Source organism: Nocardia blacklockiae, from assembly GCF_015477355.1.
Classification (GTDB): Bacteria; Actinomycetota; Actinomycetes; order Mycobacteriales; family Mycobacteriaceae; genus Nocardia; species Nocardia blacklockiae.
In genome coordinates this window covers 536,694-549,858 of the sequence record NZ_JADLRJ010000001.1, presented here as the reverse complement: position 1 = coordinate 549,858, position 13,165 = coordinate 536,694, and the positions used below count along the sequence as shown (strand labels likewise).

Here is a 13,165-nt window from a genome sequence, read left to right as displayed (position 1 = left end):
CATCGCCGCACCGCTCGGACGGAACCCCGGACCGGTCCCCGGGCGTGTGACGTTGCCGTCGTCGGCGCGCCGGGACGGCGGTCGCGGGATAGCATGTGGCCGCAGGTTTTCCGGCTTCGGTGAGCGGTAGAGGAGTCCGCGCGGATGGATCGCCGGAACGGTGGGATCAACCGGCGCGGTTTGCTCGTCGCGGCCGGGGCCGCGGTCGCCGCCACCGCGATGGCGCAGCCCACCCAGGCGGTGACGGCCACGCGGCAGCTGCCGGCCGGACCCGAGCCGCCCGCGACCCGGGCGGACCTCGCCGAACGGGCGATCGTGCAGCGGCATGTGCGCATGCTCTGGGGGCGGCCGCGGCGGCGGCTGGGCACGCTGGTCTGGCCGGCGTCGGTGCTGGAGCACTCCTTCGCGCGGTGGTGCTACTGGTGGCAGGCCCAGCTGCTCGACTGCGCGGTGGACGCCGCGCACCGCGCCCGCACCCCCGAGCGCATCGACCGGGTCGTCGCGCTGGCTCGCGGCATCCGGACCCGCAACCTCACCGGTTGGACCAACCGGTACTACGACGACATGGCGTGGCTGGCGCTCGCTCTCGAACGCGCCGACCGGCTGCTCGGCATCCGTTTCGGTGACGCCGTCGGCGAGCTGCGCGCCGCCCTGATCGACGGCTGGCACCCGATCGGCGCGGTGCCCTGGCGCACGGGCGACGACTTCTACAACACCCCGGCGATCGGCCCGACCGGCATCGCCATGGCACGGCTGGGCGAATTGTCCCGGGCCAGAGCGCTTTCGGAGTTCCTGCACACCCGATTACGCGACGCGGACAGCGGTCTGGTCCTCGACGGCGTCCACGAGCCCGGCGGGCGGGTGGAGCGGACCGTCCACACCTACTGCCAGGGCGTGGCCATCGGGTTGGAGGTCGAATTGGCAAGGCGCACGAACGAACCCGTCCATCACCGGCGCGCGTCGGATCTGATCGCCGCCACCGGGGAGCGGCTCACCGACGCGGGCGTGATCGCGGCGGCGGCCGGGGACGACTCCGGGTTGTTCATGGGCATTCTCGCCCGATATCTCGCCGAAGCCGCTCTGTCCCTGGGCGATTCCACCGCCGCGCGGATTGTGCACGCCTCCGCGCGGGCGGCGTGGCGGCACCGCGCCGAGGTGGACGGGCTCCCCCTGTTCGGCGTGGACTGGGCCCGGCCCGTGACGGTGCCGGACCCGCCGGGAACCTTCCCCGCCGATCCGTCCGCCACCCTCCCGGCGAACCTGAGCCGCGACCTGTCGGTGCAGTTGAGCGGCTGGATGCTGCTGGAAGCCGAGCAACGGCTCACCGCGGCCGGACGATGAGCGTCAGTCTCCGGCCGACTTCTTCGCCGCCACCTTCTCCTGGTAGAGGTCGGCATAGGTGCGCGAATCCTTGATCAGCCCGTCGCTGAACGCCGCGACATCGGTGCCGATCAATTCGGTGACGCCTTTGCCGGCCGCGACTCCTTCTTCGAAGAAGTCGACGACTCCCGACAGGAGATCGCCGTCGGCCAGATCGACCGGACCGACCTTGAAATAGTATTTCTGCATTTCCTCGTACACGATGCGGTAATCGGGCGGCAGCGCCTTGACCCGCGCCACGTGCGCCCGCCACTCCCGCTTACCCTCGATGATGTCGCGGATGCCCACGTTATCCTCCCAGCCGGGCCAGTTTCCTCGCCACGTTCGTATTCAGCTGCTCGCGCCATTTGTCGCGGTAGCTCTTGGCTCCTTCTTCGCCGGCGAGCGCCGCGCAGAAGCCGTCGACGTCGTCGCCCAGCACCTCGTGAATGTTCTGGCCGTCCGCCGCCGCCTCCTCGAGCAGGCCCAGGGCGCCGTCGAGAATGGGCATCAGATTGCGGCCCGTGAAACCCGAGTAGGGCGAGAGGCGGGCCTGGATCTCTCCCCACGCCGTGCGGTACTCGGCCGGCAGCGCCTCGGCCCGGGCTTCGAAGGCCTTGTATTCGCGGGTGAGGTCGCTGCCGGTGATCGTCTCCCAGAAATTCATTTCTTGCTTTCCTTGAGCTCGTTGATGCGCGACGAGACGTATTCCCATTTCGTCCAGAAGGTCGCCAGTTCGCTGCGTCCCTTGTCGTTGAGCGCGTAGAACTTACGCGGCGGGCCGACCTCGGAGGGTCGTTTCGACACATCGACCAAACCGTTCTTCTCCAGCCGCACCAGAATGGTGTAGACTGTCCCCTCGATGACATCCGCGAAACCGAGATCGTTCAGCCGCCGGGTGATGGCGTAACCGTAGGTCTCCTCGCTGTCGATGATCTCGAGGACGCAGCCTTCGAGCGTGCCTTTCAGCATCTCCGTCAGATTGTCCGTGGTAATCCCTCTTCTCATCGCGCTATTCAGTGGTACCGACTACCACTAGACTGTAGCACACAGTAGTGGAGGCGCCGCGTGCCGAGGACGCGACTCGATGCGACGAGAACTACCGAGGCAAAGTCAGTACGGCGCGGGGACGTCGATGATCAGTTCGGCCGGAGTGGGATTCGTGCTCACCTGCACCGCCACCCGGCCCGAACCGGCGAGCGTGAAAAAGGCGGCGTGCCAGCCGTAGTGGCCGTCGTACTGGGTGGTACGGGTGTCGGTGCTGCTCACGCCCGTGTCCAGGTTGCGCATGGTGACGGTGGCCGAGATTTCGCAGCCGCCCGGCGACCCGGACAGCGAGCCGAGCGGGTTGGGATCCGGCGTGAAATTCACGGTCACCCGTGCCGAACTATCGATGAAATCCGCGAATTCGCGCGCCTGCTGCCCCTGACTGGACGACACCTCGGCGGCGACGTTGCCCGAACATCCCGGGCCGTCGACCCGGGCGGGGTCGAACGACAGCGAATCCGCCGCGGCCGGACCGGGCGGTAACGCGAACGCCAGAATCGGCAGGATCGACGCTGCCGCGATCTTCAGTACGCCTCGCTGCATGATTTCCGTCCTTCCTCGCATTCGCGGGAATCGGGCAAGTGGATGGCGAACCGGCCCTTCACGGTACCCGGCACCCGGCGGCGCCGCCCGGCGAGTCGCCGGAAACGACCTTGATGGCACAGTGAACCCGGAGCCCGGCCGAGCGAGGAGGAGACCATGAGCGGACGCATCCCCAGCCAGTGGGAGGAGATCACCGCCGCCGATCCCGCGCATTCGACGTGGTACGTGGAGCGGTTCCGGACATTGGCGGCCGAGGGCGAGGACATCGTCGGCGAGGCGCGGCTGATCGACGCCATGCTCGGCCGCGGCGGACGGGTGCTCGACGCCGGCTGCGGTCCGGGGCGCGTGGGCGGGTATCTGCACCGGGCCGGTCATGTCGTGGTCGGCGTCGACGTCGACCCGGTGCTGATCGCCGCCGCGGAGCAGGACCATCCCGGCCCGACCTGGCTCGTCGGCGATCTCGCCGAATTGGACCTGCCGGAACGCGGGATCGCCGCCGACTTCGATGTCATCGTGTGCGCGGGAAACGTGATGACATTCCTGGCTCCCGCGACCCGCGGCGCGGTGCTGTCCGGCTTCGTCCGCCATCTCGCCCCGGCCGGCCGGGTGGTGGTGGGCTTCGGCGCGGACCGCGGTTACGAGTTTCCGCGGTTCCTGGCCGACGCCGAGGCCGCGGGGCTCGCGGTCGACCTGCGCCTCTCGACATGGGACCTGCGCCCGTTCACCGACGAGTCCGATTTCCTGGTCGCGGTGTTCTCGCGCCGAGCGCGGGGATGACCTTCTCGCCGTAGACTCGACCGGCGGAGCTTGAACATATGTTCGATAGAACGTAGATTCGACGGCATGTCGACACCGCTACAGGGCTCGCTGCTGGACGGGTTCGGGGAGATCGGGCTCGGCTCGCTGCGCGGGGTGCGGCGGACGGTGCTCGGCGACGGGGCCTGGGTGGATGTGCTGCCGGGCTGGTTGTCCGGCAGCGACGAGCTGTTCGAGCGGCTCGCCGCGCGGGTGCCGTGGCGGGCCGACCGCCGACAGATGTACGACCGGATGGTCGACGTGCCGCGGCTACTGCGCTTCTACGGCGAGTCGGAGCCGCTGCCGGACCCGATTCTGGACGAGGCCCGCGCGGCATTGAGCGCCCGGTACCGCGCCGAACTCGGTGAGCCGTTCCGCACGGCGGGCCTGTGCTATTACCGCGACGGCAACGACAGCGTCGCCTGGCACGGCGACAACCTCGGCCGCGGCGCGACCCACGACACCATGGTGGCGATCGTGTCGGTCGGCGCGGCGCGGGCACTGCTGCTGCGCCCGCGCGGCGGCGGCGCCAGCGTCCGGTACCAGGTCGGCCACGGCGATCTGATCGTGATGGGCGGCTCCTGCCAGCGCACCTGGGAGCACGCCGTGCCGAAGACCCGGCGGCCCGCCGGGCCGCGCATCAGCATTCAGTTCCGTCCCCGCGGCGTCCGTTAGGCACCCGGAATTCAACCCGCGTCCGCCGCGGCGCAAGGAAGCCATAAGCGGATCCGTCGGACCGGACCGATAGATTGGCCTCATGAATACAGTTGGGGCGGGAATCCTCTCGGTGATGCCGTTACACACCATCTCCGACGTACACGGGGAGAGCGGGCTGCGGCAGCGCCTGGAGCTGGAGACCGAGAAGCTGCCCGAGCCCGAGCGGGTCGCCGCGGCCCTGCGCCTGGCCGCGGACCTGCACCGCGAGGACCGTTACGGCCGCGAGCCGTACCTCAGTCACCTACTGCGCGTGGCGATTCGGATCGTCAGCCACTACGAGGTCCGCGACACCGACGTGGTGATCGCCGGCCTGCTGCACGACGCGGTGGAGGACCACGGCCCCGAGTTGGCCGGCGGCCGAACGGGTCCCACCACCGACGCGGCCCTCGCCGAGTTGCGCGAGCGCTTCGGCGACCGGGTCGCCGCGCTGGTCGCCGCGGTCACCAATCCCCCGCGCGACCCGGAGCGGGATCGCTACGCGCAATACCGCGAGCACGTCTCCGCCAGCCTGGACCGCGACCCGTGGGCGCGCGTGGTGAAGATCTCGGACTTCACCGACAACGGCGTCGGCATCCTGTACGCGACCGGCCCGGCGATGCACAAGCTGGCCGTCAAGTACCGCCCGCTCACCGACGTCTACCGCGAACTCGTCACCCGCGCCGACACGCCGCTGGCCGACCACGTCAAGGACCACATCCTGGACCAATTGGACCGCGCCGACGAAAGATTCGACGCCATCCTCGACCGCGGCTGACCGTCCGCCCCCACTACAGCGGGGCTACAGCCGCCGAACTCCGGTGACAGCGCTACGGCCGCGGCACTACAGCCTCACCACTACCGTCGTCGCACTACGGGCGGCGCGCGAAGGCGGGTGCGTGTTCGGGCAGCACCCCGCGCGCGACGAAGAACGGCGGGATGCCGCGGACTATCGGAATCCGGCGGAACATGCGCAGCGGCAACGGAACTCGGTTCGCGTCGGAGAGATTCACCCGGCCCGACACCGCGGGCGCGATCACCCCCGCGTGCAACACACGCTGTACGGACTGCGTCACGACCGTCGGAAGCATGCGGCGGCGCTGCACCCGCGCCAGATCGGCGACCGTGACCTGCCGCGCCACCAGCTTCGGCGCGAGGATCCGCGCGGCGGCCACGGCATCCTGCACGGCGAGATTGATGCCGACCCCGCCGACCGGCGACATGGCGTGCGCGGCGTCGCCGAGGCACAGCAGCCCGTCGGTGTACCAGCGGTCGAGCCGGTCGAGCTGCACGTCGAGCAGTTTCACCTCGTCCCAGTCGCGCACCGCGTCCACCCGGTCCGACAGCCACGGCACCACATCGGCCATGCCGCGCAGGATTTCGCGGACCGGACCCTGACGCAGCGCCGCGTCACCACCTTTGGCGATGAGCGTGGCGCATTGCCAATAGTCGCCGCGGTCGAACAGCAGCGCCACCCGGTCCGCCGTGAGCACCGGCACCGCGCCCGCCGGATCGATGTCGTGCCGTGGGATCCGGAACCACCACACGTCGAACGGCGTCGCCCAGCGCCGCGAACCCAGTCCCGCCGCGGCCCGCAGCCGCGACGAACGCCCGTCGCAGGCGACAGTGAGATCGGCCGAGATCTCCCCGGCCACACCGTCTTTCGTGCGATAGCGGACGCCGGTCACCCGCCCGTCCCGGTACACCAGGTCCGTGGCCTCGGTCTCGCGCCGCAGCCGGAAGCCCGGCTCCCGCTCGGCCGCCCGGGCCAGCAGATCGAGCAGGTCCCACTGCGGCACCATCGCGATGTACTTGTGCCGCCCGGGCAGCCGCGCGAACGACACCAGCGGCTGCATGCGCCCGCCGATCGGGATCTGCGCGGTGGTCAGCCGCCGCTGCGGCAGGCGCGCGAATTCCGCGCCGAGGCCCAGTTCGTCGAGCAGGTCCAGGGTGGTCGGATGCACGGTGTCGCCGCGGAAGTCGCGCAGGAAATCGCTGTGCTTCTCCAGCACGGTGACGTCGAGTCCGGCGCGGCCCAGCAGCAGGCCCAGCACCATGCCCGCCGGGCCGCCGCCGGCGATCACACAGGTCGCTCGATCCATCGGGCGCGGGAGGTCAGGAGCGGTCGCGGCGCAGGATGAAGAAGTACGGGTCGGTCATGCCGCGCAGGTCCATCACGCCCAGCAGCGTCTCGTCGTCCACCAGCCGGAACACGTCGATGATCGGCAGGTGGTCGTAGATCATCGCGGCACTGACCTGCTCGCGGTACTCGAGGTTGCGCAGCCGGGCCCGCGCCGGCTTGGTGCGCACCAGCGGCCGCAGCACCGGCAGCAGTTTGCGCACCGAGCGGACGCCCGCCGCGGGGATCCGGCCCACCAGCGCGAGCGGCACCCGGCGGGGATCGACGGGGAACACCGTGCCGTCCGATCCCGCGAACAGCAGCGGCTGCACCTGGTCGGGGGCGTCGAACTGCTTTCCGTACCACCCGGATTCGACCAGCACGCCCGCCCACGGATGGCCGGTGTCCAGTTCCTCGCCGCGCCAGCGGCCCGTGGTGACCTCGTCCACGCGCACGGCGGGCAGGCTGTCGAACAGCTCCCAGGCCTGCTCGGGCGTGCAGCCGCCCCGAATCAGCTCGCGCAATCGCACCGTGGGCGTGTCGACGCCTGCCATCCCGTCCTCCTCGACCTCGAGAGCAACTGACGCATCTCGCCTCACACTATCTCAGACCGGTCCGGACACGGACGTGACCGAGACCACGTCGGCCGCCGCTGGACCTCGAGTGCGGTTGAGGGACCAGCATGAGGGGCGCACCTCGATCTCCCGGGCCGTCCGAGGCCCGGGCCGCGCCCCCGCCGGCCCACGTACACCCACGGCGGGGGCGCCTCGGTCTCCGGGTCGCCGCGCGCGGCGTGACTAGGCTGGCCCTGTGCAGACCAGCCTTCTTCCGCACGTGGCCGCCGCCAACGACCTGACCGGGCGCTGGTGCGCGGCGGCGGGCACCGGCGATTTCGTGCTGTCCGGCTGCGGGGTGTGGCCGCTGCTCGGCGTGCTGGCGGGGGCGGCGAACGCGCCCGCCCGCGCGGAATTGGCCGGGGCCGTGGGACTTTCGGCCGACGACGCGCAGGCGGCGGCCCTGCGGCTGCTGGCCGAACTCACCGAGGCGGAGACCGTCGCCGGGGCGCTCGGGGTCTGGCTGCGCGCGGATGTCACGCCGCGCACGGAGTGGGTGCGGTCGCTGCCGGAGGGTGTGGTGGAGCGGCTCACCGGGCAGGCCGCGCTCGACGCCTGGGCCGACCGGCACACCGGCGGACTGATCGACCGGTTCCCGGTGCAACTCGACGCCGACACCCTGCTCGTGCTGGCGACCGCGATCGTCGCCCGGACCTCGTGGCTGCAGCCGTTCCACGACGACGTGCTCGAACCGGAGTCGGGCCCGTGGCGAGGACATCGGGGTCCGGGGCTGTCCCGGTTCTCCCACGAACTGGGCGATGCCGCGCTGCTGGACGGTCCGGAACCGGTGACGCGCGTGGTGGTGCGCGGGATTCGCGACCTCGACGTACATCTGCTGCTCGGCGACGGCGCGCCCGGCGACGTTCTCGGCACCGGTCTGGGTGCGCTGGACGGCTCGATCGACGCGCGCACCCACCTGCCGGTCGGCGCCACCGGTCCGGGACTGGTCGTGCGGGAGACCCGGGCGGTGGCGGACACGCTGCGAATTCAGGTGCCGCCGTTCACGATTCGCTCCAGCCACGACCTGATGGCGCACGCGGACCTGTTCGGTCTGCGCACCGCCGCCGACGGCAGCGCCGACCGCTTCCCCGCCATCTCCGACACGCCGCTGTACGTCGCCGACGCCGCGCAGGACGCGCTGGCCCGCTTCACCCGCGAGGGTTTCGAGGCCGCCGCGGTTACCGCCGTGGCACTGGCCCGGGCCGCCGCCCTGCCGCGCCCACGCCGGGTCACCGAGATCGCGGTGGCGTTCGACCGGCCCTTCGGGTTCCTGGCGGTGCACCGGCCGACCGGGCTGGTCATCGTCGCGGGGTGGGTGGAGCAGCCGCCGGGCTAGGGAGCGTTCTCGTGCCGAGAGCCTGTGCGGCACTCGGTGACTCGCGCCCGGATCAGCCGGTGATCTCCCACTCGTGGACGGTCAGCTGCGAGGAGCCCGTGGTGTGGACGGGGTCGGTGAAGACCAATTCCCGTGCGGCTTCGACGTTTTCGGCGAGGACGACGTAGGCGCCGCCCGAGCCGTCGGTGAAGCGGCCGGTGCAATCCAGTTGGCCGCGGGCGCGGACGTCCGCCAGCCAGTCGCGGTGCGGGCCGATGACCGCGTCGTCCCAGCGGGCCGTGCGCATCGCCAGGACCAGATACTTGCGCACTACCGGTCGCCGTCCGGCCGGGTGGCGCGGGTGGCCGCCGCGGCGGCGCGCACCTGCGGCGCCACCTGCACGACCCGGCCGAGCACGCCGTTGACGAAGCTCGGCGAATCGTCGGTGGACAGCTCCTTGGCCAGTTCCACCGCCTCGTCGACCGCCACCACCGGCGGCACGTCGGCGGCGTGGAACAGCTCCCACACCGCCACCCGCAGGATGGCGCGGTCCACGGCCGGCAGCCGTTCCAGCGTCCAGTCCTGCAGGTAGGACTCGATGGTGCCGTCCACCCGGTCGAGGTCGTCGGCGACGCCCTCGACCAGCGTGCGGGTGTACGGGTTCACCGGCGCGACCGATGCGTCGCCGCCGGCCAGCTGCTCCCGCTCGGCGAGCAGCTCGGCCGGGTCGATATCGCGGGCCTCGGCCTCGAACAGCAGGTCCACCGCGCGGCGGCGGGCCTTGTGCCGGGCACCCAGTTTCTTGTACGGGGCCTTGCGGTCCCCGGGCTGATCGGTCACAGTCACCAGGCTAGGCGTTGACGCGGCCGAGGTAGCCGCCGTCGCGGGTGTCGATCTTCAGCTTGTCGCCGGTGTTGACGAACAGCGGCACCTGGACCTCGGCGCCGGTCTCCACGGTGGCGGGCTTGGTGCCGGCGCTGGACCGGTCGCCCTGCAGGCCCGGTTCGGTGTGGGTGACCAGGAGCTCGACCGTCACCGGGAGCTCCACGTACAGCACCTCGCCGTCGTGCATGGCGACCTGGACGGCCATGTTCTCCAGCAGGAACTTCGCGCTGTCGCCGAGGATCTGCTCGCCGATGTGGATCTGGTCGTAGGTGTCGCCGTCCATGAAGATGTAGTCCGAACCGTCGTGGTACAGGTAGGTCATGTCGCGCCGGTCGACGGTGGCGACCTCGACCTTCACCCCGGCGTTCCAGGTCTTGTCGACGACCTTGCCGGACACGACGTTCTTCAGCTTCGTCCGCACGAACGCCGGCCCCTTGCCCGGCTTGACATGCTGGAACTCGACGATCTGCTGCAGGTTGCCGTCGATTTTCAGCACGAGGCCGTTCTTGAAGTCGCTGGTGTCCGCCACTGTCCTCGGGTCTCCTTGTGTGTTTCGAACGCAGTTCGGTCGACCGCGGTCAGTCGACCACGGTCAGGTCTTTGGTGGTCAGGGTGAGCAGTTCGGGATCCCCCTCGCGAACCACGAGCGTATCCTCGATCCGAACACCGCCGCGGCCGGGGAAGTACACACCTGGCTCGACGGTCACCGCCATGCCTTCGAGCAGTGTACCCGTGCCGGCTTTGGCGATTCCGGGTGCTTCGTGGATCTGCAGGCCGACGCCGTGTCCCAGACCGTGCACGAACAGCTCGCCGTGTCCGGCCGCTTCGATCACCGCCCGCGCCGCGCCGTCCACGTCGGCACACGCGGTGCCCGGCGCCAGCGCGTCGCGGCCCGCCCGCTGCGCGGCCCGCACCAGCTCGTACACCTCGCGCTGCCAGTCGGCGGGCTCGCCGAGCACGAACGTGCGGGTCATGTCGGAGTGGTAGCCGCCGACGACCGCGCCGAAATCGAACTTCACGAAGTCGCCGGTCGCGAGTACCGCGTCGGTCGGACGGTGGTGCGGCACGGCCGAATTCGCGCCCGCGGCGACGATCGTCTCGAAGGACACGGCCGCGGCGCCGTGCTCGAACATCAGCCACTCCAGTTCGCGCGCCACCTGGCGCTCGGTGCGCCCGGGGCGCAGGCCGCCGCGTTCGAGCAGGGTGGCCAGGGCGGAGTCGGCGGCGGCGCAGGCGGCGCGCAGCTGCTCGACCTCGTAGTCGTCCTTGACCATGCGCAGCTGTTCGACCAGGCCGCGCGTCGGCACCAGTTGCAGCCCGCAGCCCTGCTCCAGGAAGGCCTGGTGCTGGTCGACGGTGACGACGTGGCTCTCGAACCCGACGCGGCCGGTCTGCCACTCCCCCGCCACTTCGAGAATGCGGCGGGCGCAAGCGCGCGCGATCTCGGCCCGCAGGTCGGGCACCTGTTCGCCCACCTGGGTGGCGTAGCGGCCGTCGGTGCAGATCACGGTGCGGTCCTCGGCGTCGTTCCAGGAGTAGACCAGCAGCGCCGCATTGGAACCGGTGAACCCCGTGAGATACCTGATGTTGACCAGGTCGGTCACCAGCAGGGCGTCGACGCCGTTCTCCACCAACAGGTTCCGCAACGCGGCCCGGCGCGCCGCGTGGTCGGGACGCCTCGCGTCGTGATCAGCAGACATGAATCCCACGCTACCGCTGCCGGTCCGCGCCGCCGCATCTCACCCGGCGCCCGGTCATCGCCGGGCAACCGCGCGGTACCAGGGCGAACGGCCCCGCGCGCGGCGATGCGGACCGCCGGTTGTTCACATGCGCCGGATTCATCCACATTTCGCGTTCGGCCGTTCCGCCGCTCGAAGATCCGGGCAACGATGAGTGCCATGACCACCGTCGCCTTCGGAACACTCGCCGCCTGGTGTGCGGCCTTGAGCGCCGTCGACCTGCGCGAGCGGCGACTACCGAACGTGCTCACCGGAATCGGCGCCCTCGCGGTGTTCGGCTATGCGCTGGCGACCGATCGGCTCGCCGCCGCGGCCGCCGGAGCACTGCTGCTGGCCGTGCCGTACGCGGCCGTCCACCTGGCCGCGCCCGCGGCGTTCGGAGCGGGTGACGTGAAACTGGCGCTCGGCCTGGGCGCGGCGGCGGCCTGCGGCGGCGGATCCGCATGGGTCTGGGCGACGATCGCGGCTCCGATACTCACCGCGCTCGCGGGCGGAATCGCCTACCTACGCTGCCTGATTCGCGGCTCCCCGCCACCGCGCGCCCTGCCGCACGGACCCTCGATGTGCGCGGCGACCCTGCTCGCCTTGACGCTCACATGACGCGACGGCTGCCGAGGTCGACGGTTCGGGTTGCTCGCGGTGAGCTGCGTCGCGCAGACGAGGCCTCGGAGTCCGGAGAGGAGGTGGCGGGGCGCTCGGTCGGCCGGACAGCGTAGGGGCTTCCGGACGGTGGGCGGCGCGCGCATCATCGGTGGTAGCTGCCCCGCGTCGGGGGCGGCAGGCGCCTACCGGCGCGGTCGCCGCGGGCCGGATGTCCGGGGAACGGTGCTGACGTGGAAAGATGGACGTCGTGTTGCGCTGGATTACTGCTGGTGAGTCTCATGGTCCCGCCCTCGTCGCGATCCTCGAGGGGATGGTGGCCGGGGTGGAGGTGACCTCCGCCGATATTGCCGCGCAGCTGGCGCGTCGCCGGCTCGGCTACGGCCGCGGGGCGCGGATGAAGTTCGAGGCCGACAAGGTCACCGTGCTCGGCGGGGTGCGACACGGGCGCACCATGGGCGGTCCGGTGGCGATCGAGGTCGCGAACTCCGAGTGGCCCAAGTGGACCGAGGTGATGGCCGCCGACCCGGTGGACGAGGCGGAGCTGGCCGAGCTCGCCCGCAACGCGCCGCTGACCCGGCCGCGGCCCGGCCACGCCGACTACTCGGGCATGCTCAAGTACGGCTTCGACGACGCCCGCAACGTGCTCGAGCGTGCCAGCGCCCGCGAGACCGCCGCCCGCGTCGCCGTCGGCACCGTGGCGCGGCAGTTCCTGCGGCAGGCGCTCGGCGTCGAGGTCGTCTCGCACGTGGTGTCGATCGGCGGCGCGGCGGCCACGGCCGGCCTGGTGCCGACCGCCGCCGACCTGGCCGCCGTCGACGAGAGCCCGGTGCGCGCGTTCGACAAGGACGCGGAGGCCGCGATGATCGCCGAGATCGAGGCCGCCAAGAAAGAGGGCGACACCCTCGGCGGCGTCGTGGAGGTCGTCGTCGACGGCCTGCCCGTGGGGCTGGGTTCGTTCGTCAGCGGCGAGCAGCGGCTGGACTCGCGGCTGGCCGCGGCGCTGATGGGCATTCAGGCCATCAAGGGCGTCGAGGTCGGCGACGGGTTCGAGACCGCGCGCCGCCGCGGCAGCCAGGCCCACGACGAGATGCGGCCCGGCCCGGACGGCGTGCTGCGCTCCACCAATCGCGCGGGCGGGCTCGAGGGCGGCATGACCAACGGCGAGCCGCTGCGGGTGCGGGCGGCGATGAAGCCGATCTCGACCGTGCCGCGGGCACTGGCCACCGTGGACATGACCACCGGCGACGAGGCGGTGGCCATCCACCAGCGGTCGGACGTGTGCGCGGTGCCCGCCGCGGGCGTGGTCGCCGAGGCCATGGTCGCTTTGGTCGTGGCCCAGGCGGCGCTGGAGAAGTTCGGCGGCGACTCGCTGCCCGAGACCGTCGGCAACATCACCGGCTATCTGAAGCGGATCTCCGCGCGCCCGCACGTCCCGGGCGCCGTCCCCTCGTGA

Annotated in this window: 17 protein-coding genes; 7 read left to right on the top strand and 10 right to left on the bottom strand. The window is 71.2% G+C overall.

The window, feature by feature from the left end; all coding sequences use genetic code 11:
* Positions 1-144: 144 nt before the first annotated feature.
* Positions 145-1,341 (top strand): glycoside hydrolase family 76 protein, encoded by a 1,197-nt coding sequence (locus tag IU476_RS02515; RefSeq protein ID WP_195096075.1) that lies wholly within the window; start codon positions 145-147, stop codon positions 1,339-1,341.
* A gap of 3 nt (positions 1,342-1,344) precedes the next feature.
* On the opposite strand, the gene IU476_RS02510 is transcribed toward IU476_RS02515, so the two are convergent.
* The 4 genes from IU476_RS02510 to IU476_RS02495 all read right to left on the bottom strand — a co-directional run bounded on the left by IU476_RS02510 (position 1,345) and on the right by IU476_RS02495 (position 2,949).
* Positions 1,345-1,668, bottom strand: a complete 324-nt coding sequence (locus tag IU476_RS02510; protein WP_195096073.1) for a DUF1048 domain-containing protein — start codon at positions 1,666-1,668, stop codon at positions 1,345-1,347.
* 1 nt (position 1,669) lies between these two features.
* A complete protein-coding gene (locus tag IU476_RS02505) occupies positions 1,670-2,026 on the bottom strand; it encodes a DUF1048 domain-containing protein (RefSeq protein ID WP_195096071.1) in 357 nt (118 codons plus the stop codon).
* Positions 2,023-2,331 carry a PadR family transcriptional regulator gene (locus IU476_RS02500; RefSeq protein WP_324193826.1) on the bottom strand — a complete coding sequence of 103 codons (309 nt, stop codon included), beginning with the start codon at positions 2,329-2,331 and terminating at the stop codon, positions 2,023-2,025. The genes IU476_RS02505 and IU476_RS02500 overlap by 4 nt, the downstream gene beginning before the upstream one ends.
* 141 nt (positions 2,332-2,472) lie before the next feature.
* The gene (locus IU476_RS02495) at positions 2,473-2,949 is read right to left on the bottom strand and encodes a hypothetical protein (protein WP_195096067.1); all 477 of its coding nucleotides are present in this window, start codon (positions 2,947-2,949) and stop codon (positions 2,473-2,475) included.
* Positions 2,950-3,105: 156 nt separating this feature from the next.
* On the opposite strand from IU476_RS02495, the gene IU476_RS02490 reads away from it, so the two are divergent.
* The 3 genes from IU476_RS02490 to IU476_RS02480 all read left to right on the top strand — a co-directional run bounded on the left by IU476_RS02490 (position 3,106) and on the right by IU476_RS02480 (position 5,215).
* Positions 3,106-3,726, top strand: a complete 621-nt coding sequence (locus tag IU476_RS02490) for a class I SAM-dependent methyltransferase (RefSeq protein ID WP_195096065.1) — start codon at positions 3,106-3,108, stop codon at positions 3,724-3,726.
* A gap of 66 nt (positions 3,727-3,792) precedes the next feature.
* Positions 3,793-4,419, top strand: coding sequence for an alpha-ketoglutarate-dependent dioxygenase AlkB (locus tag IU476_RS02485; RefSeq protein ID WP_195096063.1), 627 nt, complete (start codon positions 3,793-3,795; stop codon positions 4,417-4,419).
* 82 nt (positions 4,420-4,501) lie between these two features.
* Positions 4,502-5,215: an HD domain-containing protein gene (locus tag IU476_RS02480; RefSeq protein ID WP_195096061.1), complete on the top strand. Its 714-nt coding sequence runs from the start codon at positions 4,502-4,504 to the stop codon at positions 5,213-5,215.
* A gap of 94 nt (positions 5,216-5,309) precedes the next feature.
* Here the strand turns inward: IU476_RS02480 and IU476_RS02475 are convergent, their stop codons facing one another.
* Positions 5,310-6,539: an FAD-dependent oxidoreductase gene (locus IU476_RS02475; RefSeq protein ID WP_195096059.1), complete on the bottom strand. Its 1,230-nt coding sequence runs from the start codon at positions 6,537-6,539 to the stop codon at positions 5,310-5,312.
* Between the two features lie 13 nt (positions 6,540-6,552).
* Positions 6,553-7,110 carry a DUF4334 domain-containing protein gene (locus tag IU476_RS02470; RefSeq protein ID WP_195096056.1) on the bottom strand — a complete coding sequence of 186 codons (558 nt, stop codon included), beginning with the start codon at positions 7,108-7,110 and terminating at the stop codon, positions 6,553-6,555.
* 256 nt (positions 7,111-7,366) lie between these two features.
* On the opposite strand from IU476_RS02470, the gene IU476_RS02465 reads away from it, so the two are divergent.
* On the top strand, positions 7,367-8,506 hold the full coding sequence (locus tag IU476_RS02465; RefSeq protein WP_195096054.1) for a serpin family protein: 1,140 nt from the start codon (positions 7,367-7,369) through the stop codon (positions 8,504-8,506).
* 52 nt (positions 8,507-8,558) lie between these two features.
* On the opposite strand, the gene IU476_RS02460 is transcribed toward IU476_RS02465, so the two are convergent.
* Genes IU476_RS02460 through IU476_RS02445 form a run of 4 tightly spaced genes read right to left on the bottom strand, consistent with a single transcriptional unit; the run spans position 8,559 to position 11,070 of the window.
* Positions 8,559-8,816 (bottom strand): YciI family protein, encoded by a 258-nt coding sequence (locus tag IU476_RS02460; protein ID WP_195096052.1) that lies wholly within the window; start codon positions 8,814-8,816, stop codon positions 8,559-8,561.
* Positions 8,816-9,325: a transcription antitermination factor NusB gene (gene nusB / locus IU476_RS02455; protein ID WP_195096050.1), complete on the bottom strand. Its 510-nt coding sequence runs from the start codon at positions 9,323-9,325 to the stop codon at positions 8,816-8,818. Before nusB ends, IU476_RS02460 begins: the two co-directional genes overlap by 1 nt.
* A 10-nt stretch (positions 9,326-9,335) precedes the next feature.
* Positions 9,336-9,899 (bottom strand): elongation factor P, encoded by a 564-nt coding sequence (gene efp / locus IU476_RS02450; protein WP_195096049.1) that lies wholly within the window; start codon positions 9,897-9,899, stop codon positions 9,336-9,338.
* A gap of 49 nt (positions 9,900-9,948) precedes the next feature.
* Positions 9,949-11,070, bottom strand: a complete 1,122-nt coding sequence (locus IU476_RS02445; RefSeq protein ID WP_195096048.1) for a M24 family metallopeptidase — start codon at positions 11,068-11,070, stop codon at positions 9,949-9,951.
* 198 nt (positions 11,071-11,268) lie between these two features.
* Here IU476_RS02445 and IU476_RS02440 point away from each other — a divergent pair, with 198 nt between their 5' ends.
* A complete protein-coding gene (locus tag IU476_RS02440; protein ID WP_195096047.1) occupies positions 11,269-11,709 on the top strand; it encodes a prepilin peptidase in 441 nt (146 codons plus the stop codon).
* Positions 11,710-11,959: 250 nt separating this feature from the next.
* Positions 11,960-13,165, top strand: a complete 1,206-nt coding sequence (gene aroC / locus IU476_RS02435) for a chorismate synthase (protein WP_324193889.1) — start codon at positions 11,960-11,962, stop codon at positions 13,163-13,165.